The sequence below is a fragment of the Clostridium sp. CM028 genome (genome assembly GCF_030585565.1).
Lineage (GTDB): Bacteria > Bacillota > Clostridia > Clostridiales > Clostridiaceae > Clostridium_AD > Clostridium_AD estertheticum_B.
Map to the genome: position 1 here is coordinate 77,364 of NZ_CP077766.1, position 24,809 is coordinate 102,172.

The 24,809-nt window shown below is 31.4% G+C and carries 19 protein-coding genes; 16 read left to right on the forward strand and 3 right to left on the reverse strand.

Features of this window, described 5'->3' with window-relative positions; genetic code table 11:
• The first annotated feature begins 119 nt into the window (after nucleotides 1–119).
• The 10 genes from KTC94_RS00360 (at nucleotide 120) to KTC94_RS00405 (ending at nucleotide 11,327) form a co-directional block, all read left to right on the forward strand.
• Entirely contained in the window at nucleotides 120–1,511 is a 1,392-nt protein-coding gene (locus tag KTC94_RS00360) for an MBL fold metallo-hydrolase RNA specificity domain-containing protein (RefSeq protein WP_220319482.1), read from the forward strand.
• 236 nt (nucleotides 1,512–1,747) lie between these two features.
• Nucleotides 1,748–2,173, forward strand: a complete 426-nt coding sequence (locus KTC94_RS00365) for a flavodoxin (RefSeq protein ID WP_216302462.1) — start codon at nucleotides 1,748–1,750, stop codon at nucleotides 2,171–2,173.
• A gap of 208 nt (nucleotides 2,174–2,381) precedes the next feature.
• Complete coding sequence (gene nifJ, locus KTC94_RS00370; RefSeq protein ID WP_216302463.1) at nucleotides 2,382–5,894, forward strand: pyruvate:ferredoxin (flavodoxin) oxidoreductase; 3,513 nt, start codon at nucleotides 2,382–2,384, stop codon at nucleotides 5,892–5,894.
• Between the two features lie 151 nt (nucleotides 5,895–6,045).
• Nucleotides 6,046–6,456: a DUF1292 domain-containing protein gene (locus KTC94_RS00375; RefSeq protein WP_165412130.1), complete on the forward strand. Its 411-nt coding sequence runs from the start codon at nucleotides 6,046–6,048 to the stop codon at nucleotides 6,454–6,456.
• A gap of 146 nt (nucleotides 6,457–6,602) precedes the next feature.
• Complete coding sequence (locus KTC94_RS00380; protein ID WP_216302464.1) at nucleotides 6,603–7,247, forward strand: HAD-IB family hydrolase; 645 nt, start codon at nucleotides 6,603–6,605, stop codon at nucleotides 7,245–7,247.
• A 113-nt stretch (nucleotides 7,248–7,360) separates the two neighbouring features.
• Nucleotides 7,361–8,239 (forward strand): aminotransferase class IV, encoded by an 879-nt coding sequence (locus KTC94_RS00385; RefSeq protein ID WP_216302465.1) that lies wholly within the window; start codon nucleotides 7,361–7,363, stop codon nucleotides 8,237–8,239.
• Nucleotides 8,240–8,510: 271 nt separating this feature from the next.
• A complete protein-coding gene (locus tag KTC94_RS00390) occupies nucleotides 8,511–9,266 on the forward strand; it encodes a hypothetical protein (protein WP_220319483.1) in 756 nt (251 codons plus the stop codon).
• A gap of 49 nt (nucleotides 9,267–9,315) precedes the next feature.
• On the forward strand, nucleotides 9,316–10,065 hold the full coding sequence (locus KTC94_RS00395; RefSeq protein WP_220285941.1) for a protein-glutamine gamma-glutamyltransferase: 750 nt from the start codon (nucleotides 9,316–9,318) through the stop codon (nucleotides 10,063–10,065).
• A gap of 40 nt (nucleotides 10,066–10,105) precedes the next feature.
• Nucleotides 10,106–10,258, forward strand: coding sequence for a hypothetical protein (locus KTC94_RS00400; RefSeq protein ID WP_220319484.1), 153 nt, complete (start codon nucleotides 10,106–10,108; stop codon nucleotides 10,256–10,258).
• 289 nt (nucleotides 10,259–10,547) lie between these two features.
• Nucleotides 10,548–11,327 (forward strand): hypothetical protein, encoded by a 780-nt coding sequence (locus tag KTC94_RS00405; protein ID WP_216302469.1) that lies wholly within the window; start codon nucleotides 10,548–10,550, stop codon nucleotides 11,325–11,327.
• Between the two features lie 71 nt (nucleotides 11,328–11,398).
• Here KTC94_RS00405 and KTC94_RS00410 read toward each other — a convergent pair whose 3' ends face one another.
• Entirely contained in the window at nucleotides 11,399–13,045 is a 1,647-nt protein-coding gene (locus KTC94_RS00410; RefSeq protein ID WP_216302470.1) for a putative manganese-dependent inorganic diphosphatase, read from the reverse strand.
• 361 nt (nucleotides 13,046–13,406) lie between these two features.
• On the opposite strand from KTC94_RS00410, the gene KTC94_RS00415 reads away from it, so the two are divergent.
• Nucleotides 13,407–15,932 (forward strand): calcium-translocating P-type ATPase, PMCA-type, encoded by a 2,526-nt coding sequence (locus KTC94_RS00415; protein ID WP_220319542.1) that lies wholly within the window; start codon nucleotides 13,407–13,409, stop codon nucleotides 15,930–15,932.
• Nucleotides 15,933–16,018: 86 nt separating this feature from the next.
• On the opposite strand, the gene KTC94_RS00420 is transcribed toward KTC94_RS00415, so the two are convergent.
• On the reverse strand, nucleotides 16,019–16,432 hold the full coding sequence (locus tag KTC94_RS00420; protein ID WP_216302471.1) for a hypothetical protein: 414 nt from the start codon (nucleotides 16,430–16,432) through the stop codon (nucleotides 16,019–16,021).
• A gap of 250 nt (nucleotides 16,433–16,682) precedes the next feature.
• Between KTC94_RS00420 and KTC94_RS00425 the strand changes: the two genes are divergently transcribed.
• On the forward strand, nucleotides 16,683–18,974 hold the full coding sequence (locus KTC94_RS00425; RefSeq protein ID WP_220319485.1) for an AAA family ATPase: 2,292 nt from the start codon (nucleotides 16,683–16,685) through the stop codon (nucleotides 18,972–18,974).
• Between the two features lie 89 nt (nucleotides 18,975–19,063).
• On the opposite strand, the gene ychF is transcribed toward KTC94_RS00425, so the two are convergent.
• Nucleotides 19,064–20,161, reverse strand: coding sequence for a redox-regulated ATPase YchF (gene ychF / locus KTC94_RS00430; RefSeq protein WP_220319486.1), 1,098 nt, complete (start codon nucleotides 20,159–20,161; stop codon nucleotides 19,064–19,066).
• Nucleotides 20,162–20,469: 308 nt separating this feature from the next.
• Between ychF and mraZ the strand changes: the two genes are divergently transcribed.
• From mraZ to KTC94_RS00450, 4 genes are read left to right on the forward strand one after another with little or no spacing between them, the layout of a single operon-like run.
• Complete coding sequence (mraZ, locus tag KTC94_RS00435) at nucleotides 20,470–20,898, forward strand: division/cell wall cluster transcriptional repressor MraZ (RefSeq protein WP_165412119.1); 429 nt, start codon at nucleotides 20,470–20,472, stop codon at nucleotides 20,896–20,898.
• A gap of 13 nt (nucleotides 20,899–20,911) precedes the next feature.
• A complete protein-coding gene (gene rsmH, locus KTC94_RS00440; RefSeq protein ID WP_165412118.1) occupies nucleotides 20,912–21,844 on the forward strand; it encodes a 16S rRNA (cytosine(1402)-N(4))-methyltransferase RsmH in 933 nt (310 codons plus the stop codon).
• A gap of 27 nt (nucleotides 21,845–21,871) precedes the next feature.
• A complete protein-coding gene (locus tag KTC94_RS00445) occupies nucleotides 21,872–22,357 on the forward strand; it encodes a hypothetical protein (RefSeq protein ID WP_216302473.1) in 486 nt (161 codons plus the stop codon).
• Nucleotides 22,358–22,396: 39 nt separating this feature from the next.
• Nucleotides 22,397–24,592 carry a stage V sporulation protein D gene (locus KTC94_RS00450; RefSeq protein WP_220285938.1) on the forward strand — a complete coding sequence of 732 codons (2,196 nt, stop codon included), beginning with the start codon at nucleotides 22,397–22,399 and terminating at the stop codon, nucleotides 24,590–24,592.
• Nucleotides 24,593–24,809: the final 217 nt, after the last annotated feature.

Below are 24,809 nucleotides of genomic sequence, written 5' to 3' on the forward strand. Positions count from 1 at the left end.
AAAGCAACATTTTTTATATAAAAAACAAAAAAGAGTGCAAACTGTAATTATAAGAATATGTTTTTGCTTATTATATAAATATAAAATATTTTTACAATGTAAAATAAAGGAGAAAAAAGATGGAACTTCAATGTTTAGGAGCAGCAGAATGCGTTACAGGGTCATGTCATTTGATAAAAGTGCGAAATAAAACTATTTTATTGGATTGTGGATTATACCAAGGAAGAGACGGAGACCATGGAAAAAATGAAAAGTTTCAATTTAACCCGAAAGATATAGATTTAGTTATATTATCTCATGCTCACATAGACCATAGTGGTAGAATTCCTTTACTATATAGGAAGGGATTTAAAGGCGAAATAATTTGCACAAAAGCTACAATGGAATTATGTCAGGTGATGCTAACAGATAGTGGTCATATTCAGGAGATGGAAGTAGCGTGGAAAAATAGAAAACTCAAAGAAAGAGGGTTACAACCTAAAGAAACATTGTATTCTTCCAAAATTGCAGAAGAATGTTTAAAACTCTTTAAAAGTTATTCATATAACGCAGAAATAAAACCTTTCGATGGATTAACAGTTATCTTTAAGGATGCAGGGCATCTATTGGGGTCAGCTATTATAGAGCTTCAAATGGAAGAGAAAGAAGGCTCAAATATTAAACTTGTTTATAGTGGTGACTTGGGTAATTTTAACATACCGCTTATAAATGATCCTACATTTATTGGCGCTGCAGACTATGTAATTATGGAAACAACCTATGGAGATAAAGTGCATAATAATTTCGAAAATGTAATGAAAGAATTATCAGATATAGTAAAAAAAACTTTCGATAGAGGAGGAAATGTTATAATCCCATCTTTTGCAGTAGGTAGAACCCAAGAGGTTCTATATGCATTGAATAAGTATATTGAAGAGGGGCTGGTTAAAAACTGCTACGTATATGTGGATAGTCCTCTTGCGGAAAAAGCGACAAAAATATTTGAAAATAACAGAGAAATTTTTGATGATGAGGCAAAGGAATTAGAAAAACATGATACTAACATACTGGATTTTGAGGGGTTAAAATTTACTCATTCCTCAGAAGAATCTATGGAATTAAATAAAATGCAAAGGGGGATAGTAATAATATCTACAAGCGGAATGTGTGATGCAGGTAGAATAAAACATCATTTAAAGCATAATTTATGGAGAAGCGAAAGCTCAATAGTATTTGTAGGATATCAAGCTGAGGGTACTTTGGGTCGTGAAATTTTAGAAGGGAATAAAATGGTAAAAATTTTTGGGAAAGATATTTCGGTTGCAGCGTCAATATATAATTTGCAAAGCCTTTCTGGCCATGCAGATAGAAATGGTTTAATTAATTGGATAAAAAATATTGAGGGAAAACCTAAACAGGTTTTTCTTGTACATGGTGACGAAAATTCTCAAAAAAGTTTTAAAGAATTATTAAATTTAAAAGGATACGAGTCTGTAATTGTTAAGAGTGGAGAAAAATATAAGCTAGAATAACGAGTAAGACCTTATAGTATTGATAAAAAAATAACAATTAATGGCTAAAATTGATATATTCTAATATGTAAACGTACAGTAGGATGCTAGTGGAAGTCAGTTGTTTTATTATTGTATGAAAAAAATAAAGAAGAATACACCAATTATAACAAAAAAACTTGAATATTTTTCATTTTGATGTATAATTAAGGGGTAATATAAACTATCTAATAATATGAAAGTATGGGGTGATAGTAATGAAAAAATTAACAATAATTTATTTGAGCAATGGTGGAAACGTTGAAGTTTTAGCTAATCACATTGCTAAAGGTGCAAAAGATGCAGGGGCTGAGGTTCTAGTTAAATTAGCTAGTGAAGCTACAGTTGAAGATGTAACTAGAGCAGATGCAGTTGCGTTTGGAAGTCCATCAATGGATAATAATAGAATTGATCAACTAGAGATGCAACCTTTTATTGATAAGTTTAAATTAATCCCAATTAATAATAAAGTCACAGCTTTATTTGGATCTTATGGATGGGATAATGGAGAATTTATGAACAAATGGGTAAGTCTAATGAAAGAATATGAATTTAATGTTATACAAAGCTTAACTGTTAATGAAGCTCCTACTAATGAACAATTAGTTAAAGCAGAAGAAATGGGTAGAATGTTAGCTAAGTAACTTTTTATTACAGAAATATGTAATAATGAGGTAGTTTGCAAATTATGTAGATTATAAAAGCCTATCATGGCTAGCTAATGCTTAGGAGTGTTAGCTAGTTTTGCACAAAACCTGTTAGAAAGTTATTATTTTAGGTGTAGAGTTATTTTTAATACAATACGCTTATTTGTAATTCTGATAAAATTATTTAAGAAAGAAGGCCTATTAAATGAGAAAAATGAAAACTATGGACGGGAATACAGCAGCAGCACACGTTGCCTATGCATATACTGATGTGGCAGCAATTTACCCAATAACACCATCTTCAACAATGGCAGAGTATTGTGATGAATTAGCAGCTAAAGGAACAAAGAATGTATTTGGTCAAAAAGTTAAAATGATGGAAATGCAATCAGAAGCGGGAGCTGCAGGAGCAGTTCATGGTTCACTTCAAACAGGAGCATTAACTTCAACTTTTACTTGCTCTCAAGGATTATTATTAATGATCCCAAATATGTATAAAATAGCAGGAGAACTTTTACCTGGAGTATTCCATGTAGCTGCTAGAGCATTAACTACTCACGCACTTAATATTTTTGGAGATCATCAAGACGTAATGGCTACAAGACAAACTGGATTTGCTTTACTTGCATCTAATAGTGTACAAGAAGTAATGGATCTTTCACCAGTTGCTCATTTAACAGCTATCGAAGGGAAAATTCCTTTTGTGAACTTCTTTGATGGATTTAGAACTTCTCATGAAATACAAAAAATTGAGGCATGGGATTATGAAACTCTAGGAAGTTTGTTAAACAAAGAATCACTAGAAGCATTTAGAAATAGTGCAATGAATCCAGAACATCCTGTAACTCGTGGAACAGCACAAAATCCAGACGTTTATTTCCAAGGAAGAGAAGCTTCAAACACATTCTATGATGTTCTTCCAGAAAAAGTTGAAACATGTATGGGAAAAATAAATTCATTAATCGGAACTGACTACCATTTATTTAATTACTATGGTGCACCTGATGCAGATAGAATAATAATAGCAATGGGATCAGTTTGTGAAACAATTGAAGAAACTATAGATTATTTAAATGCAAAAGGAGAAAAGGTTGGAGTGCTTAAAGTACATCTTTTCAGACCATTCTCATTAGATCATTTCTTTAAATACATACCTAAAACAGTTAAGAAAATATCAGTACTTGATAGAACAAAAGAGCCAGGATCAATTGGAGAACCATTATTCCAAGATGTTAGAAGTGCTTATTTTGATAAAGAAAACAGACCAGTTATAGTTGGTGGAAGATATGGACTCGGTTCAAAAGATACTACTCCAGCTCAAATTGTTGCTGTATATGATGCTTTAAAAGCGGAGTCTCCAGTAAATAACTTTACTATAGGAATAGTTGATGATGTTACTAACAAATCACTTACAATTGGAGAAGCTATAACAACAACACCTGAAGGAACTAAAGAATGTAAATTCTGGGGCCTTGGATCAGATGGTACTGTCGGAGCTAACAAAAGTGCAATAAAAATCATAGGAAACCATACAGATATGTTTGCTCAAGCGTACTTTGCATATGATTCTAAAAAATCAGGTGGAGTAACAATTTCTCACTTAAGATTTGGTAAGAAAGCTATAAAATCAACATATTTAATTAGTTCTGCAAACTATGTTGCTTGTGGTAATCAAGCTTATGTAACTAAATATGATGTTTTAAAAGGAATTAAAGATGGTGGAACATTCCTATTAAATTGCATATGGAATATGGAAGATTTAGAAATACATTTACCAGCTTCAATGAAGAGATATATTGCTAATCACAATATCAACTTCAATACTATTGATGCAGTTGGAATAGCTGGAGCGATAGGTCTTGGCGGAAGAGTTAACATGATAATGCAATCTGCTTTCTTTGAACTTGCAGACATTATCCCTGTAGAAGATGCAGTTAAGTATCTTAAAGCAGCTGTTATTACATCTTACGGTAAAAAAGGCGAAAAAGTTATTAACATGAATAATGCAGCAATTGATAAAGGTGTTCAATCAGTTGTTAAAATTAATGTTCCAGAGAGCTGGAAAACTGTTAAAGATAATAATGAAACAGAAGAAGCTAGACCAGATTTCGTTAAAAATATTGCTGATGTAATGAACAGACAAGAAGGAGACTCTTTACCTGTTAGTGCATTTGTTGGGATAGAAGATGGAACACTAATGCCAGGAACAGCTGCATTTGAGAAGAGAGGAATTGCTGTTAATGTACCAGAATGGCAAGTAGATAAATGTATACAATGTAATCAATGTGCGTATGTATGTCCACATGCTGTAATAAGACCTTTCTTAACAAATGATGAAGAACTTAAAAATGCTCCAAAGACTTATGAAAGTAAAAAAGGTGTAGGTAAGGGTTTTGAAGGTCTACATTTTTCAATAGGTATAAGTAATGAAGATTGTAGCGGCTGTGGTAACTGTGCAGAAGTATGCCCTGCAAAAGAAAAAGCTTTAATCATGAAGCCATATGCGTCTCAAGTAGATAAAATGCCAAATTGGAAATTCAATATAAATTTACCTAAGAAAGAAAATCCAATGGGAACATCAAATGTTAAGGGAAGCCAATTTGAGCAACCATTAATGGAATTCAGCGGAGCTTGTGCTGGATGTGGAGAAACACCATATGCTAAACTTATTACTCAATTATTTGGAGATAGAATGCTCATTGCGAACGCTACAGGATGTTCTTCAATTTGGGGAGGAAGTTCACCAGCTTCACCATACACAGTTAATAAATGTGGTAAGGGACCAGCTTGGGCTAACTCATTATTTGAAGATAATGCTGAATTTGGATTTGGAATGTTCCTTGGAACTAGCCAATTAAGAAATAAAGTTGAAATGTCAGCTAAAGAAGCATTAACAATGAAAACAAGTGATGAATTAAAATCAGTTCTTAATGAATGGATTGAAAATAAGGAAGATGCTGAGGGTTCAAAAGCTGCAACATCTAAAATGCTACCATTATTAAACGCTGAAAAAGACAATAATGAAGCATTAAAAGAAATATTCAGTAAGAGAGATCATTTAGTTAAAAAATCTCAATGGATATTTGGTGGAGATGGCTGGGCTTATGATATAGGATTTGGTGGAGTTGATCATGTATTAGCATCTGGTGAAGATGTAAATATATTTGTATTTGATACAGAAGTATATTCAAATACAGGAGGTCAATCATCAAAATCTACTCCAACTGCTGCTGTTGCGAAGTTTGCAGCAACTGGTAAGAGAACTAAGAAAAAAGATTTAGGTATGATGGCAATGACTTACGGATACGTTTATGTTGCTCAAATAGCTATGGGTGCTGATAAAGCTCAAACACTAAAAGCTATAAAAGAAGCAGAAGCTTATAAAGGACCATCACTTATAATTGCTTATGCTCCATGTATCAATCACGGTCTTAAGGTTGGAATGGGTTGTACACAACTTGAAACTAAGAGAGCTGTTGAATCTGGATACTGGGCTATGTATAGATTTAATCCAACTTTAAAAGAAGCAGGAAAGAATCCATTTATATTAGACTCTAAAGAACCAACTACTTCATTTAGAGAATACTTAATGGGTGAAGTAAGATATTCTTCACTAGCAAAAACATTCCCAGAAGTAGCAGAAGAATTATTTGTTAAAACAGAAAATGATGCTAAGGAAAGATTAGCAGGATACAAAAAACTTGCTAGTGAAAAATAGTATTTAAAATTATAAAGTAAAAGGAAGATGGATTAAATTTCATCTTCCTTTTACTTTTAAATAAAATAATAAAAAGAATTCAAAAAACCCTTTTATTATTTTATCATTTAGGGTAGAATTAAACTATACTCAAAGTAGGAGGTACTACATTATGAATGAAGATAAAAAAACATCATGCGGATGCGGATGCGGTGATCACGAACAGGACCAAGAAAATAAAGGTTGTGGATGCGGTGGTCATGAACATGACGAGAATGAAGGCTGTGGATGCGGTGGTCACGAACATGACGAGAATGAAGGTTGTGGATGTGGTTGTGGCGAGGGCGAAGCTTTAACAGTAGATTTAGAAGATGAAAATGGGAACATAGTTCCTTGTGAAATAGTAGATGGATTTACTTATAAAGATAATGAATTTGCGCTAGTTCAAAATCCTGAGGATGATTCAATATATCTTTTCAAAGTAATTGGAGATGAAGAAACAGGTGAGTTAGTTATCCCTGAAGATGAAGAATTCGCAGAAGTAACTGCATATTATGAAGAATTGATTAAAAGCGAAAAGTAATTCTTAAAAAGAGTCGTTGCAAATGCATCGGCTCTTTTTAAGTTTTTTTAAAAGAATTAATAGCGATCTTATGGTAATAATGTTAATATTGTTGCTTTAAAAGTAATATTGCGGCGGCCCAGGAGAGGATTAAAGGAGGATAAATAATGAAAGAAAAATTAGCTATTTTTGATGTGGATTACACTTTAACAAAACGCGAGACTTTAGTAGAATTCTATTTTTTTATGATAAAAAAGAACCCTAAATTCATAAGATATCTGCCTAAAAGTATATTTTCATCTATATTTTACGTTTTTAAGATATATGATGCTTCAAAAGCTAAAAAAACCTTTATAAGATTTATTGATGGCATAGAAGAAAATGAAATGAAAAAGATAGTCAAAGAATTTTATGAAACACGTTTAAGCAAAATATTATATAAAGATGCTATAGATACCATAAAAAAAATGAAGATACAGGGATACAAAATTTATTTAATTTCTGCATCTGCTGAATTCTATTTAAATGAATTCTATAATATAAAGGAAGTGGATAAAGTAATAGGGACGAGGTTCGTTAAGGAGAATGGCTTACATAGAAATAAAATTTCAGGAGAAAATTGCAAAGGGGAAGAAAAAGTAAAGAGACTAAAAGAAATCTTGAAGATAGAAAATATCGAAATTGATTTTGAAAACTCCTATATGTTTTCTGATTCTCTATCAGATTTACCTCTTTTTAATTTAGTGGGACATCCTTATTTAATAAACTTCAAAAAAACACAGGATAAGATTGAAATTTTAAAATGGAAGTAGTAGGATATTTATAGAGGTTACTTTAAATTAGTATTACTCGTGATGGGTTGATATTAATTATTATAAGATACAATTAGTTAATCTATCTTTCAAAAAAACAAGGAGGGGTTTATATGGATAAGTGTATAAATGCATATTTTTTATTCGGAGGGGAAATTAAAAAATGTGAGGAATTTGAAAATTACCATAGAAGTAAAGGGAAATCATTATATGAAGTTATAAGGATAAGTGACGGAATCCCCATTTTTCTTATGGAACACTTAGATCGTCTTTACGATTCCGCAAAAATTATGAAATACAATTTAACTATTACTAGGGATGAAATTATAAATGAAATTCTTAAACTAATATATAAGAATAAAGCTCAGGTTGGAAATATAAAATTAGTTATAAATTATAGCCCAAGCGACGAGAAATGCAATAATAAAAATGACTTTAATGAAAAGGTTTTATTATATTTTTTGCCACATTCTTACCCTTCAAAAGAGCAGTACGTGGAAGGCGTAAAAACTATTACTTATCATGGAGAGCGAAGTAACCCAAATGCTAAAGTTATTAATAGTGTTTTTAGAGACAAAGTAAATGAGCAAATAAATAGTAAAGACGTATATGAAGCAATTTTAGTGGATGATGAGGGATTTATTACGGAGGGCAGTAAATCTAATATTTTTATGGTCGAAGGCTCAACAGTCGTAACATCAAAGGTTGCAAATGTATTGCCTGGCATTACAAGACAATTTGTTATAAAAACCTGCGAAAAGTTAAATATCGTGTTTGAAGAAAAAAACATCCATGAAAGGGACCTTGAATCATTGACGGGTTTGTTTATTTCCGGAACCTCTCCAAATGTACTTCCAATAAAAAATGTGGATGAATTTTCTTTTGATTCATCAAAAAATCAAATAATAAATTCAATAATGAAGAAATTTGATGATGAATTAACAGAAGATAAACAGAAATTTGTAAAGTTTATTCACAATAGAACGACTTAGGCTATTGCCGAGATACAACAATTAAGATTTTAGGAACAGTTAACGGGAGGCGTTTTAACGGATATAAGTGTACTATCAATGGTAATGAGTCAATCAAGGGTACAACAGTCTGCTGGGATAGTAGTGATTTCTAAAAAATAAATCCATCTATTTATATTTTTTGATCATTTTAATATAATACTTTTAACATAATTGCTACATTGATAATACTATATGATGTAGCCATTTATTTATATAAAAATCAAAAATAAAATATGAAGGTGGAGATTATATGTATTTAGATAGCGTAAACACCTCAATTTCTTCAAAAATAGAATATCTACATTCTAATCATAAAGAAATTTCTCACTCTGATTTGAAAGATATGTTTGAAAAAGGAATAGCTCAGCATGGGTTAAGCAATCAGCATGATGAATTTTTAGATCTTACTGCCAGACTTTTAATAAAAACCCACAAGGATAAAACGATTTTACATACTATAGTAGACATGATTTTTTTTAGAAATAGAGAAGGTCTTTTTACTCATGATCTAATTTGGGCTTTCTTCCAAGCAAGAGAGCCCTGTAGCTTAATGTTAATTGCAAATTATTTAGATTCAGATGACGTAAACGATGTTAAATTGGCACGCAAACTTCTAGACTTTGTACCTTCCATAGATATGAATGTGGGAGAAGGTAGTAAACAACATAAAGCTTTTTTTTACTGGCTTAAAGAGAATTATCCGTTTTTATATTTTACTGGGGAAAGTTTTCAAAGAACAAGTAAACCAATACCCTATAGCGTAGTTTTAGATGCAAAATATCTGTGCAGACGGGTATCACTTTATACTAAAAAACCACTCATACCATACACTGCAAAAGAAAAGAACTTATTAGGTTATTTTAACAACTTAGATGAAAACAACAAGCTATTGTTATCGAGATTCTCACTTAGAATTCATCATGAAAGCATATATTTATGGAAATCATGGATTAACCATTCCATAAATAAACAAGTACGCATTGCAAAAGCTAGCTTAAGAGATTAGTAATCTATAATTATTGTTCTTAATATAAGGAATATAGGGAGGTTAGTAAATGATAATAATTTCCAACAATACTTATAAATCTGATACTTTTATAAATGAATATAAACCAAATAATATTGAGAAAGATATCATTAGAAAGATGGGTTTAAGTAAAGAAAAGTATGAATATGATTCATTAGATCAATTACAGTTCGAGTTAAAATTACGAAATAATATTGTTATTGCTGCTAAAAAACTCAATGAAGGTGATATGTCCTTTAAAACCTTTCGTAAATCAATGTGTAATCTTGATTATTGGGATCGTACTGATGAAGGGGGGTTTATATTAAAAAAGGGAATAACTCCCAGTGCAGCCATTGAGGATATTTCTATAAATAGTTCAAAATATGGTACTGAATGTGCCACTGCAATAATCATTATTTATTATCAAGCATTGCTTAATATATTTTCTGAGAAACTTTTCAATGAATTGTTTCCAGAAATACAATTAATGAATTGGCATTATATGGATAAAATGCTTGAGAGTGCAGGTTATTTAGAGAAGCAAAGTGATTATTTCCCAGGGGATAGAAGATACTTTAATAACCCCGATGTAGATCCAGTAAGGCCTGAATGGCAAGGAGAAAATGTTATAGACCTAGGTAATGGGATTTATTTTGGACATGGTATAGGCATAGGAACTGCTAATGAAATAATTAGTGATTTAAATGAACTTAGAATAGAGGGTGCAAAAATATCATCTTATTTATTAGATTCAGCTGCACGACTAGATTTTAAAGCTTTAGCCGCTATAAAATAGCTATTGATGTCCATTAGATTTGGGGGTTATTCCTCAAATATTGAGATCTTTAGAGCATAAAACTGATGTTATATCAGTTGATCAGGAAAATTTGAAGCGTGAACTTGCAGAAACTAAAGGTGAAGTTAAGAGTATGACAAAAGACAATTTTAGTGTGGATTCACATGGTGTTGTAACTCAAAGAGAGCTTTAACTTAGATCTACTACTTTAAAAACTGCTGAGCAAATCCGGCAAATGGCTAATAACCTTCGGGTCAAATAAATTTATTTTTGTATAAGATGTACTTCTAATAGTATGTCTTATTTTTGCTTGCCAGAAATAATTAAAAAATGGTTTTAATTAAAGCAAACCCTTCATATATTATTAGTAAGTACATAATAATATAATCGATAGTGGTAACTAACTTATGAAAAAAACAGGGTTTAAAATAGATAAACAAAAATAGTGTTAACACTATCATATAATCATAGGAGGGATGAAAATGGGAATGGGATATACAATTGGATGTTTAATTAGTATATTGCTATGGAGAGTAGATAGGCAAGGGTTGTTTGGTTTTATTAATGTAAAGTTGAAGGAGAAAATTAAGAGTATATATATGCTGCAGTTTTTATATTTATGTGGAGTAATAGCTATATATAGTGGGATTACTTTTCTGGCAGGCGTTACTTTTATAAAAAGCAATCAAGTATTTAATGCTATAACAGCGTTTATGGTAATAGATATAAGTAATACAGAGCGGAAAAGTTTAAATAATACTGAAAGAAAGCATTTTTACGACACAATATCTACTATATCTAGATCACTTATATGCGGATTTATTGCGCCTTTATTTTATATTCTAATACTAGGAAATGGCGCAGCTATTGTATTTACTTTACTCTATATTATAAGCCTTGACAAGGAATTGAACATACTAGGTATATTGCTGACATGTGCTACGATAATCCCAGCAATAATCGCAGAAATATTTTTATATATAATTTATGTTTTTAGAAACCAAAAAGTAAAGATAGATTTTAAAGGAGATTACGCTAATAATATTTGGAATAAACCTATTCTAAATGTTGATATTTTAGCCGCGTATATAGAATCTGTTAATTTTTATTTTCATTATAATGGTAATGACATGCACTATCTGAAAAGTTATGGTGGTTATAGTGACAAGGTTGATGATGCATGCATTAAGGATTATTTAAGTATAAGTTATTCTATATGTTTTATAGTTTTTACTGTATTCTTAGTTCTACAATTTTTATAGGGGGATTTTTAGAATTATAATATATATAAATAAAAACAAAGCATATATTATAAATAATATATGCTTTGTTTTTATTTGTTTATTTTACTTAGGGCAGCTGTAATAGGGGGTATAACTTGTTTTTTTCTTGAAACTATACCAGGAATATATACACCGCTATCAGTTAGAGTAACATCAAAGGCTTTTGAAATAATGTCCTTATGTTCCCCTGTAGCTATTAATACTGAACCGCCATTTAATATATCAGTTAGCATTAGTAAAATCAAGTCATAGCCACCTTCTTTGGCTTTTTTATTCATTAAATCTATCATGCTATCTTTCAGTGGGTCAAAGCCTTCAATATACATTGTACCAACTTGTGATACTCCTATTTTAAAAGTATTAAGGGTAAAGGTCTTAAAGTCTTGGTAAAAAATTTCTTGAGCGGTTTTACCCTCAAGTGATGTACCGGCTTTAAACATTTTTTTTGCAAACTCTTCCACATTTAAATTAGCAATTTGAGCTAATTTATTTAAAATAAGTTCATCGACTAGTGTAGAGGTGGGAGATTTTAGTAGTAATGTATCAGAAATTATTGCTGCACATAGAAGACCAGCAGTGCTTTTTGAAGGCCTAATCCCATTATCAAAGAATATGGATGCTACGATTGTTGAAGTGCTACCTACAGGTTCATTTCTAAAATATATAGGCATGCCAGTTTGCACATCTGCAATTCTATGATGATCAATTATTTCTAGTATTTCAGCATCTTCTATTCCTAATACAGATTGGGCTTTTTCATTATGGTCTACAAGTATGATTTTTTTTCTGTTTTCTGATATTAAATGGTATCTAGATATACTTCCAATGACTTTATTATTTTCATCAGTAACAGGATAACTTCTGTATCTAGTCTCAATCATAATATGCTTTATTTCATCAATAAAATCTTCTGTATTAAAGCTTACAATATTTTTTTTGCTCATAACATAATCGATGGGGATACTTTGAGTTATTAGTCTAGAAGCTGTAAAAGTATCAAAAGGGGTTACTATTATTGTACAGTTATTAGTTTTTGCAAGTTCAATAACTTCATCTGTTGGAGAATGGTTTCCTGTAATTATTAAAAGCGAAGCATTACAATTAATTATTAAGAGCTGGGTATCTTCTCTATCTCCACATATGGCAACATCATCAGCCTCAATTACAGATTTTGTGCTTTCTGGATGCATAGCAGCTACAATAATTTTTCCAGTTATTTCAAATGCATCTTTTGGTTTGCACACGCATTTAGCTGATAGAGTATCTAAAATATTATCAAGAGTTGTATTGCTTTTGGCAAGAATAGTATTGTCCCAAACATCTAAATAGCTTGCAGCAAGATTCGAAACTGATGCCACACCAGCTAATTGATCATGTTCGTCGATAACAGGTAGAGTTTTAGTGCCATTTTTTTTCATAATGGACCAGGCCATTTTAAGAGAAATATCTGGTGAAATTGGAGCTACAACGTCTATATCTAAATCAGAAATTTGCGTTTTAACCGTAGTTATAAGCTCAGGCTGATCTACATTAAAGTAGTTAAGAATAAATTCCGTTTCGCTATTAACTTCACCGAGTCTTATAGGAATTGCAGGTATTTTCCCCATTTTATTTTTAAACTCTGCATAAGCAATAGCAGAGCAAATAGAATCAGTATCTGGATTTCTATGGCCAGTAATATAAATAATGTTTTTCACGTATGGGCCTCCTTGTATTGTTCTTGAGAATATAACAATTATTAGTTGTTATACTCATTGTCATTTTTAATTAGCAATCGTTGCTAATATTATTTTATAATCAAACTCTTATATTGTAAAGAAAAAACCAATGTTAATTAAATAATACACTATATTCTGTTCATATGTAAGTGAATAAATACATATATTAGTATGAATAGAAAATATAGTGACTTATGGGAGCGGCATTGGTTAGCAAATGTTATCTATCTTAGACAAGTATAAGGAGGGTAAGAAAGTGATTAACGAACAAGTGCCAAATAATAATACAAAGGATGATAATAAGCCAAGAGGATCTGTACGTGATAGTAAGAAATTATCAATGGGTCTTACCATAGAGGAGGCTGAAGGTAGATTAAAAAAATATGGATTTAACAAATTAGAAAATAAAAAAAAGATATCCGTGCTTAAAATATTCTTTTCACAATTCAATGATTTTATTACTTGGATATTAATTGTAGCAACAGTGCTTTCAGGACTTATGGGAGAAAAAGCGGATGCAATAACTATATTTATTATAGTTATAATGAATGGAATACTAGGGTTTATTCAAGAGTTTCGAACTGAGAAATCACTGGAGGCACTAAGTAAGCTAGCAGCGCCAACGGCTAAAGTGATTAGAAATGGTGGAGTATTGGTAATAAATGCAATATATTTAGTGCCAGGTGATTTAGTGATTTTAGAAAGTGGAGATAGAGTTCCGGCTGATTGCATTTTGACTGAGGAAAATAATGTAATGCTAGATGAATCTTTACTTACTGGAGAATCTGCTGGAGTAAACAAAAGCGCCAGTTCTAAGGATAATAACATTTATATGGGGACGATACTTCTTACAGGAAAAGCTAAAGCAAAAGTTATAACAACAGGTATGAATACAGAAATGGGGAAAATAGCAGATATGCTTCATAGTATTGAAGAGGAGAAGTCTCCACTTAAAGAGAGACTAGCATATCTTGGGAAAATATTAGTTATGCTTTGTATAATAATTTGCGTAGTTGTAACTTTTATGGGCATCTCGCGTGGACAAGATAAATATGCAATGTTCTTATTGGGAGTAAGCCTTGCAGTAGCTGCAATACCAGAGGGGTTAACTGCTATAGTTACGGTTGCCTTAGCACTAGGTGTATCTAGAATGCTTAAAAGGAAAGCTTTAGTTAGAAAATTACCAGCAGTTGAAACTTTAGGTTGTACTTCTGTAATATGTACAGATAAAACGGGAACTCTAACTGAAAATAATATGACGGTAAAATCATTGTATTTTGATGGACAGGTTTACGATGTTGATAAAGGTGAAATTCCATTGAATTTAGTTATGAAAAAAGCATTTACATACTGCAATGATTGTAATTACGATTTTAACGCAAAAAAATTTGAAAAATGCTTGTTTGGTGATCCTACAGAAACTGCTTTAATTAAAGCTTTTTTTGAAAATTCTAAGGAATTACAGGGATTTTTGAATAAATCAAGACGTTTATATGAAATACCATTTAACTCAACAAGGAAAATTATGTCTGTCATTGTTAAAGAAAATGATAAAGAAATTTGCTATGTAAAGGGTGCTCCAGAAAGGGTTATAGAAAAATGCAATTATATATTGCTAGACGGATTGGTGCAGCCGATGCTTCCGAATTATAAGAATCATCTAATAAGGGCTGTAGAGTCAATGTCCTATAAGGCATTAAGGTGCATTGCTTGTGCCTATAAGGTGTCTGGTATCATGAAAAATGATAATTTGGAAACTAATTTAATCTTTATCGGCGTAGCAGGTATAATTGATCCCCCAAGAAAAGAAGTAAAAGATGCAGTTATAAAGTGCAAGATTGCAGGTATAAAGCCTGTAATGATAACAGGGGACCACAAAAATACAGCTTATGCTATCGGAAAAGATTTAGATATATGTAAATATTCGGAGGAGGTTATAACTGGAGATGAGCTAGATAAATTAAGTGATAAGGAACTAGATAAGAATATTGATAATTTAAAAATATTCGCAAGGGTAAGTCCAAAACACAAGCTAAGAATTGTAAAAGCTTTTAAACATAAAAATTATATTGTGGCCATGACTGGAGATGGTGTAAATGATGCCCCAGCTATAAAAGAAGCAGATATTGGGATAGCTATGGGAATATCTGGAACGGATGTAACTAAAGAGGCGGCCTCTATGATTCTTTTAGATGATAATTTTGCAACTATTGTTGCAGCAGTTGAAGAGGGACGTGTAATATATGACAATATAAGGAAATTTATCAGGTACTTACTATCCTGTAATTTAGGGGAAGTGCTTACCATGTTTTTGGCTTCGTTATTCTACTTAGAAAATCCTCTACTTCCAATACAAATTTTATTTGTAAATTTAGTCACAGATGGACTTCCCGCTATTGCTTTGGGCGTGGATCCAGCTGATAGTGATATCATGTTTGAAAAACCTAGAGGAAAGAATGAAAGTGTATTTTCAAGAGGGCTTACAGAAAAAATTGTCATTCGCGGGTGCCTAATTGGTGTTTGTACAATAATGGCGTTTATCGGTGGTAAATATTATGGTATGAATATTAAGGCATGTAGAACATTGGCTCTTGGAACATTAGTTTTATCTCAACTCATACATGTGTTTGAATGTAGATCAGAAAAACAATCTTTATTTGAAATTAATCCCTTTACAAATTTGTACCTAATTGGGGCTGTAGGTATATCCATAATTATGCTGATTAGCATAGTGTATATTCCATTCTTACAGAATGTATTTCATACCATCCCACTTAATTTAGGGCAATGGTTAATTATTTTATTTTTCTCGGGTATTATTTCCTTTATAAATAGTTTGTACTTGTATTTAATGCATAAGCATTAAGTGCCACTTGGCAGTGATATATCACAGTGAGGTATTGATGCGATTTCAAATAATGAAAGCTATATGACATAGTCATATAGCTTTCATTATTTAAAACGTCTGTCAGATCTTATTCTTTGAACTTTTGGAGCATTCCCCTGCATTGGAACCAGGTCCTTTTTGGTAGTCATATTTCTAATGTTTGCAATTTGAATCTGCTCGCTGTGTTCTTTACCTTTTTTACCCTTCATTCCTTGAATTATAACAGAATGACCTTGAAGCACAGATATAAAGTTAACTTTTTTGAACCAACGGTGCTTTTTGAATATGCACTTAGAAATAGATTTACTTCCTTCGGCCTTTACTAAGATGGTTACAGTTAATTTATAAAATATTCTTAGATAATTTTTTTCTGCTACTTTGACTGATAGAACTCGACCTTGTGCTTGAGTAAGTCTATCGCCATATCTCTTTAAATAAGCCTGTGTATAACTATTAGTAATTTTGTCTTTAAATCCCATCAGTATTACTCCTTCACAACAAAAATTATAAAAAATATAAAAAGTCAATAAGCTTATTATATCGTATGTTGTAATTTAACTCAAGTATTAAAAAAATGGCTACTATTAATATTTATTATTAAAATTCTATAAGAAAAAAAATATATACGCATAAATTTAGAAAATATTATTATTTCTTAATGATAATATTTGTTCCTAAATTGGTGATTTGAGAATATTAATATAATAAAGAATTGAAAGGAGGAGGAATATGAATAGAGAATTAACTCCAAAAGATATTATATATGAATTTGACATTGAAGATATGAGTACAAAAGAAGAATTATATACTATGCCTCAATATTATGATGTAATAGAAAATATTAAAACTGCCATGAGTATAGATAAAGAGGGTTTTAATATTTATTTAATAGATGACTTTTCAAAAGAAACCATTAAAGAGATTATGAAATATGTAAATAAAAGTTTCGAAAATAAGAGCAAACCAAAAGACATTTGTTATGTACTATATGAAGATGAAAAATCTCCTAAACCTATTTTTGTAAGTAATGGAGGGGCTAATAAGCTAAAAGAGACATTTGAAGAAATGCAGAATGAATATTTAGGGTGCACATTTCAGTTTTATAACAATTCTGCAAATAAGGAAATTGAAGACATTCAGGAAAATATTCAAAAGAAAAGAAATAAATTAATTGGTAAGCTAATAGATACAGCAAAAGAGAAAGGTTTTGATATAAAATCCACTAATAGCGGATTCACATTCATTCCTTTAAGTGATGAAAAGGAAATGTCTGAGAATGAATATGAAACATTGGATAAAGGGGAAAAAGATAATATTTTATACACGGCAACTATGTTAAAAGAGAATGCTCGCGAAACATTAGAGGAACTAAAAGATTCTGAAGGAGAAGACTTAGAGAAAATAAAACAACTAATGGAAGTGTACTATAAAAATGAAATGAATGATTTAAAAGAAGAATATAAAAATTTGTTTATGGAAGATGAATCTGTACAAAATTATTTTGATATAGTATGCAATGATATTGAAAAAAGACTTATAGATAATTATTCTTTAAGTTATGATGATGACGAGGAAAAGATAAATGAAATTATATACAAATATGCTATAAATATAATGGTAGATAATAGTGAAAATCAAATTCGTCCAGTAATATTTGAACAAGATCCTAATTTGACAAACTTACTTGGAAATATAGAGTATGAAAATCACAAAGGGGTTTATTCTACAGGTATAGAATTTATAAAAAGCGGTAGTATACTAAAAGCAAATGAAGGGTGTTTGATAATTAGAGCAAATGATTTACTAAAGGATGCTGCGGCTTATCATAATTTGAAAAAAACATTATTAACAGAGGAGGTAGATTCGGCTTATAACAGAAACTCTTATGAGATTGGATCTTTAAATGCATTTAACCCGGAACCTATACCAGTTAAGGAAAAGATAATTCTTATTGGAAACTATGAGACTTATGATTTGCTTTATAACTATGATGAAGACTTTAGAAAAATTTTCACTATAAAAGCAGAATGTAATCCGGTGCAGAATATAGACAATTATTTAAAGAAATCTCTTGTATTTGAGATAAATAAAACTTGTTGCGAAAACAATTATAAGTTTCTTACAAAAGGAGCTATAAGAGAAGTAGCAAAGATTTTATCACGGAAAGCACAGAGTAGAGAAAAGATATACTATGACAAATATGAAATAAATAAGCTACTAATCTTAGCTAACAATAAGGTTATAGGAGAAAATAAAAAAGAGATTAGTGAAGGAGATATAATTGAGGTAGGCTATAAAAAAGACATCATGGAAAAGGAAATTTTAAATAATTATACTGAAAAAAAGATGCTTATTGATGTTATAAATAGTAGAATTGGACAAGTGAATGGATTATCGGTAATGGATACAGGATATTTTAGTTTTGGTAAGCCAATAAAGATTACCTGTTGCTGCTATAAGGGAGAAGGTAATATTATAGATGTCCAAAAGGAGAGCAATCTAAGTGGAAGTATCCATAGTAAATCTATTAATATTTTAAAGGGATATATAAGTACTATTAATGGCGGATTTACTAAATTACCGGTAGATTTTCACCTAAGCTTTGAACAAATCTATGGAAAAATAGATGGTGATAGTGCATCGGTTGCAGAAATAATGTGTATGCTCTCAGCGCTAAGTAAGATACCTATAAAACAGAGCATTGCAATCACTGGTTCGGTAAATCAATTTGGTGAGGTCCAACCTATAGGAGGAGTAAACGATAAAATAGAAGGTTTCTTTGCAGCATGCAAAGCAATTGACTCAATAAAGGATAAAGGTGTAATGATACCTTTGTCAAATGCAGTAGACTTGGTTTTAAATGAAGAAGTTGAAAGCGAAATTAAAAATGGAAACTTTCATATATATACGATGACATCTATAGAGGATGCAATTGGAGTGCTAATGGGAAATCCTGATATTAGCTTTGATGCTGTAATGATAGCTATTAACAAAGAATTAAAAAAATATAGCAAAAAATGATGAACAGCTCCGCGGGAGATGAAGCTTCCTAGGTTATTATTTAATAATAGATATTAAATAAGCAGGACTAAATTGTCCTGCTTGCTTTGCTACACGTTAAATCTAAAGTTAACTACATCGCCATCTTGCATAATATACTCTTTTCCTTCAAGTCTATACAGTCCTTTTTCTTTAGCAGCAGCTTCAGAGCCACATTCAACTAATTTATCAAAGGAAACTATTTCTGCTCTTATAAAACCTCTTTCTATATCCGAATGGATTTTCCCAGCGGCAGCAGGGGCTTTAGTTCCAATGTTTATAGTCCATGCTCTTATTTCTTGAGGTCCTGCAGTTAAAAAGCTCATTAAACCGAGTAGTTTATAACTTGAGTGGATAAGTTTATCAAGGCCCGTCTCAGTAAGACCATATTCCTTTAGAAGTTCCATTTTTTCATCATCATCCAAAGTGGATAATTCTTCTTCAAGTCTGGCGCAAACTACAATTACTTCTGAATTCTCATTCGCAGCAAATTCTTTAACTTTTTTTACCATATCATTTTCTGTGTTACCAGACATTAAATCATCTTCGCTTATATTTGCAGCATATAATACTGGTTTTGCAGTAATTAAGAAAAGAATACTTACAAAAGCGGCTTCTTCTTCGTTAAACTCTAATGTTCTTACTGGAAGATTTGCTTCAAGGTGTTCCTTTATTCTTTCCATAAGAGCATATTCCATTTTTGCTGTTTTGTCACCAGAACGAACAAGTTTTACTGACTTTTCCATTCTTCTTTCTAATACATCAAGATCAGAAAAAATAAGTTCTAAATTAATAGTATCTATATCACGTGTAGGATCGATATCGCCGTCTACATGTATGATGTTGTCATCATTAAAACATCTTACCACATGAACAATAGACTCTACTTCTCGGATGTGAGATAAAAATTTATTACCTAAACCTTCTCCTTTGCTTGCTCCTTTTACAAGGCCTGCTATATCATAAAATTCAATTGCAGTACGAATTATTTTTTTACTATTATAAATAGTTTGTAGTACATCCAATCTTTTGTCAGGTACACTTACAACACCTATATTTGGTTCTATAGTACAAAATGGGTAATTAGCAGATTCTGCACCTGCCTTTGTTATTGCATTAAACAGTGTGCTTTTTCCTACATTTGGTAAACCTACAATTCCTAGCTTCATATATATGTACATTCCTTTCTTGCATTTAATATTATTAATTTCTTATAAATTATACCCTACATCGTAATGCATTTCAAGAAAGTAAATTAGCACAATTGTTTAATTTGATATGCGTAGCCTGATAATTATGTATTTTAAGTTAATAAATTCAAATAAAATCATAAAAAAGTTTAATTGTTTTTAAAAAATAAAAATAAAACAATAAAACAAGAAGGAATTTTCATTTTTCTATAGAATTATACTTGTTAGTGGTTTAAAATGGTTTAAAGTGGTTCGAAGTGGAGTAAGTTCATAAGGTAGGGGATAAAATGTTTATTGGTGAATATCAACATGCCATTGATAGTAAAAACAGAATGATTATTCCCACCAAATTTCGAGAGGGATTAGGCAGTGAATTTATATTGACTAAGGGCCTAGATGGATGCTTATACATATATACAACGCTTGAGTGGAATATAATGGAGGAAAAATTAAAGAAACTTCCATTGACGAGTAAAGATGCCAGGGCATTTGTACGGTTTTTCTTCTCAGGTGCTAATGAAATAACAGTAGATAAGCAAGGCAGAGCTTTAATACCACAGAATTTATGCGAATATGCAGGCCTTCAAAAGGAAATAGTAAGCATAGGAGTATCAACTAGAATAGAAATATGGTCTAAGGATAAATGGGATAAATATAATGAATCAGATATTAATTTTGATGAAATAGCAGAAAAAATGAATGAATTAGGCATATAAAAGGAGATTAAAAATGGAATTTAAACATGTATCAGTTTTATTAAATGAGTGTATTGATGCGCTAGATATTAAAGAGGATGGAATTTATGTTGATTGTACATTAGGAGGTGCAGGGCACTCCTTAGAAATCTTAAAAAGACTGTCACCTAAAGGACGGTTAATTGGAATTGACCAAGATGAAGATGCATTAAAAGCTGCAAAGGAAAAAATCAAAGAATATAACAATGTTACATATGTACATGATAATTTTTATAACATTGGAGCAATACTTGACAAACTTAAAATAGAAAAAGTAGATGGGATTTTTATGGATTTAGGGGTGTCGTCATATCAATTAGATAATGCGGAACGTGGGTTTAGCTACATGAGGGATGCGAATCTTGATATGAGAATGGATAGAAGCAAAGGTATAACAGCATATGATGTGGTAAATAACTACGAAGAGCCACAGATAGCAGAGGTTTTAAGAAATTATGGCGAAGAAAAATTTTCGAAAAGAATTGCTAATTTCATAGTAGATAGAAGAAAAGATAAACCAATCAATACTACTTTGGAACTAGTGAATGTTATAGATGCAGCGATTCCCGCAAAGTTTAAGAGAGATGGAGGCCATCCAGCTAAAAGAACATTCCAAGGAATAAGAATCGAAGTTAATGGGGAATTAAAAATATTAGATAAAGCAATTGAGGATGGAATAGCTAGACTACATCGCGGTGGGAGAATGGCGATAATTACATTCCAGTCACTTGAAGATAGAATTGTTAAAGTTAAATTTAAAAGTTTAGAAGATCCATGCAAATGTCCAAAAGAGTTACCTATGTGTGTGTGTGGTAAAACACCAATCGTGAAACTTATAAGTAGAAAACCTATAAGGGCAACAGAGACAGAGATAGAAATAAACTCAAGAAGTAGAAGTGCAAAACTAAGAGTGGCGCAAAAAAATTAGTTCTAAATTGTGGATGGGGTGAATAAAGTGATAATAGAAAAAAATAAGTTTATAATGGATGGAAATACAGTTTTAGCACCATATGAGCCATTAAAAAAACGAAAATATGAAGATTTAGAAAAATCACGAAAACAGACACAAAGCAGTAAAAATCTGAAGGAAATGAAAAAGAAAAAAAGAGTTCTTTTAAATATTAGTTTAGGGTTTGTTATTGGAATGATAACCATTGCTAGATATTGTATGATTTATAATTATCAAGATGCGACTTCTAAAGTTAAAGCTGAAATAGAAATGGTCAGTAAAGAAAATGACGCATATGATGTAGAACTAATGAAGTTTAGAAATATAAGTTACGTTGAGAAAACAGCGACGACAAAACTTCATATGGTTAACCCAAAGGTTAGTGACATACAATACTTAAATTTGAGTAAAAACAATTTAGAAACAAAAGAAGAGTTAGAAGCGAAAACAAGTAACGACGTAATAGATAAAATTAAAAATATTATTTTTTAATTACTGTTTGCTTTGAAGAATTAGCAAGGAGGACATAAATTGGCAAAAGGAGAGTATAGAGACAAGGTAGTAGTTAAGCGTAGAATGTTGGTTGTCTTTTTCATGCTTTTTCTTTTGCTTTTTCTATTAATTAGTAGGTTGAGCTACGTAATGATAGCTAAAGGGAAGGAATATAAAGAAAAAGCAATTTTGCAGTGGACAAGTGACGTTCGGATTGCACCAAAGAGGGGAAGGATCTTAGACAGAAATGGAGAAGATTTAGCTATAAGTGCAAATGTATTTAGAGTTGATTTAGATCTTAATTCGCTACGTGAAACTACTAAAAAAAACAAGCTAAGTATGAACGATATTGCACCAGAAATCGCTAAAATACTTGGAATGGAATCTAGTGAAGTTTTACCTGTTTTGACTAAGACTAATTCAAAGGGGAAACCTATTGGAGCAGCGATTTTAAAGAGAAGAATAGATAAAGCTACAGCTGATAAAATTAATGATTTTTCGAAAAATCAAAAGCTTCGAGGAATTGTTATTACTGGAGATACAAAAAGATATTATCCCAATGGGAATTTCTTAGCAAATGTTGTAGGGCATACGAATTCTGATGGCAATGGACTTACAGGTGTTGAATTGTATTACAATAAATATCTATCAGGTATACCTGGAATAAAAATTTCAGAAACCGATAGAAAAAGTGAAGAATTGCCTTATACAATCTCAGATTATACAAAGCCTATAGAGGGTAAAGATGTAGTACTTACTATTGATGAGATGATTCAATATTTTTGTGAGAAAGCAGCTTCGCAGGCTATGATTGACAATAAAGCGAAAGCAGTTAGTATAATTGCAATGAATCCTAAAAATGGAGAAATATTGGGGATGGTTAATAAACCAGATTATAATCCTAATGACCCTTGGGACCTTACTAAAAATTTTGATGAAAATCAAAAGGCATGGAGAAATAGAGCAGTAAGTGATACGTTCGAGCCGGGGTCTATTTTTAAAGTGTTTACGGCTACAGGGGCTATGGAAGAAGGGCTAGTTAAGGAAGATGATAAATTTAACTGTACTGGTAGCACTGTAGTTTTAGGTAAAGCAGTAAAGTGTTGGAAAACCACAGGGCATGGATCTCAAAATTTTGTGGATATATTAAAAAACTCTTGTAATGTTGGATTTATGGAACTTGGTAGAAGACTTGGTCCAGAAAAACTAAATAAATACATTGAATTATTTGGATTTGGTAAAAAAACTGGTATTGATTTAAATGGAGAAGCACTCGGAATAATTAGAAAAGCTAAAGATATGACTGCTCTTGATGTAGCAGTAACATCCTTTGGGCAAGGGAATACCTTATCTTGTATACAGTATATGAAGGGCTTTAACGCTATTGCAAATGGGGGAAAACTTATAACGCCTCATGTTATGAAAGAGATAGTAAATTATGATGATTTAAATAATAAAAAAGTTCTGCAAAAATATTCAAATTATAATGAAAGAAAAATAATGGATGAAGGAGTTGCAAAGCAGCTTCGATCTTACCTTGAGCAGGTTGTAGAAAATGGTGGTGGTAAAAAGGCATTTATTGCAGGATACCATATTGCCGGAAAGACAGGGACAGCTCAAAAAATTAATACTACAGGAGCTGGCTATGCACCAGGAAAATATGTATCATCATTTGCAGGAATGGCGCCTGCAAATGATCCTCAGATAACCTTATTAATTAATATTGATGAACCAGACCCCTCTTGGTATTATGGTGGTCAGATTGCAACAGTAGTTGGAAAGCAAGTTTTTAATGATGTTTTTAATTATTTATCATTTAAATCTGATGCTTCAAAGGAGGAAACTTCAAAAAGCTTATTAAAGGATGTTATTGTGCCTGAAGTAAGGGGCCTTAAGAAGTCGGAGGCAGAAAAGTCATTGAAAGATAATAATTTAAAGGTAAAATTAAGTTCAGATGGAGAAGTTATTACTGATATGACTCCGAAACCTGGATATACGGTTAAGGAAGGAACTGAAATTATTTTACACACTGGTGAATTAAAAAAAGATAATAATATGGTCATGGTTCCAAATATAATAGGAAGTAGCCCGGAAAAAACTACTGCACTTCTAGGAAGTCTTGGACTAAAAGCTAAATTCGTTGGTAATGGAATAGTCGCAGAGCAAAGCATAGAATGCAAAGAAGTGAAAAAAGGAACTACGATAACAATTCATTTAGATATTACTGCTGATTAGTTAAAGCATCATCTTCGATGCTGTAATATTAATGACTTCAGAAGTAAATTTATATCCCACTGAATATTTTACTTTATTATAGTATGTAACACCTACTTTTAGAAAAGCGTGATTTTACTTCTGAAATGTCATTAAATATAGTGTATAATTAGGTGATAGGCACATGAAAATAAAACCGACAGGACTCAGCAATTCTGAGCTGTCGGATTTGCCATGT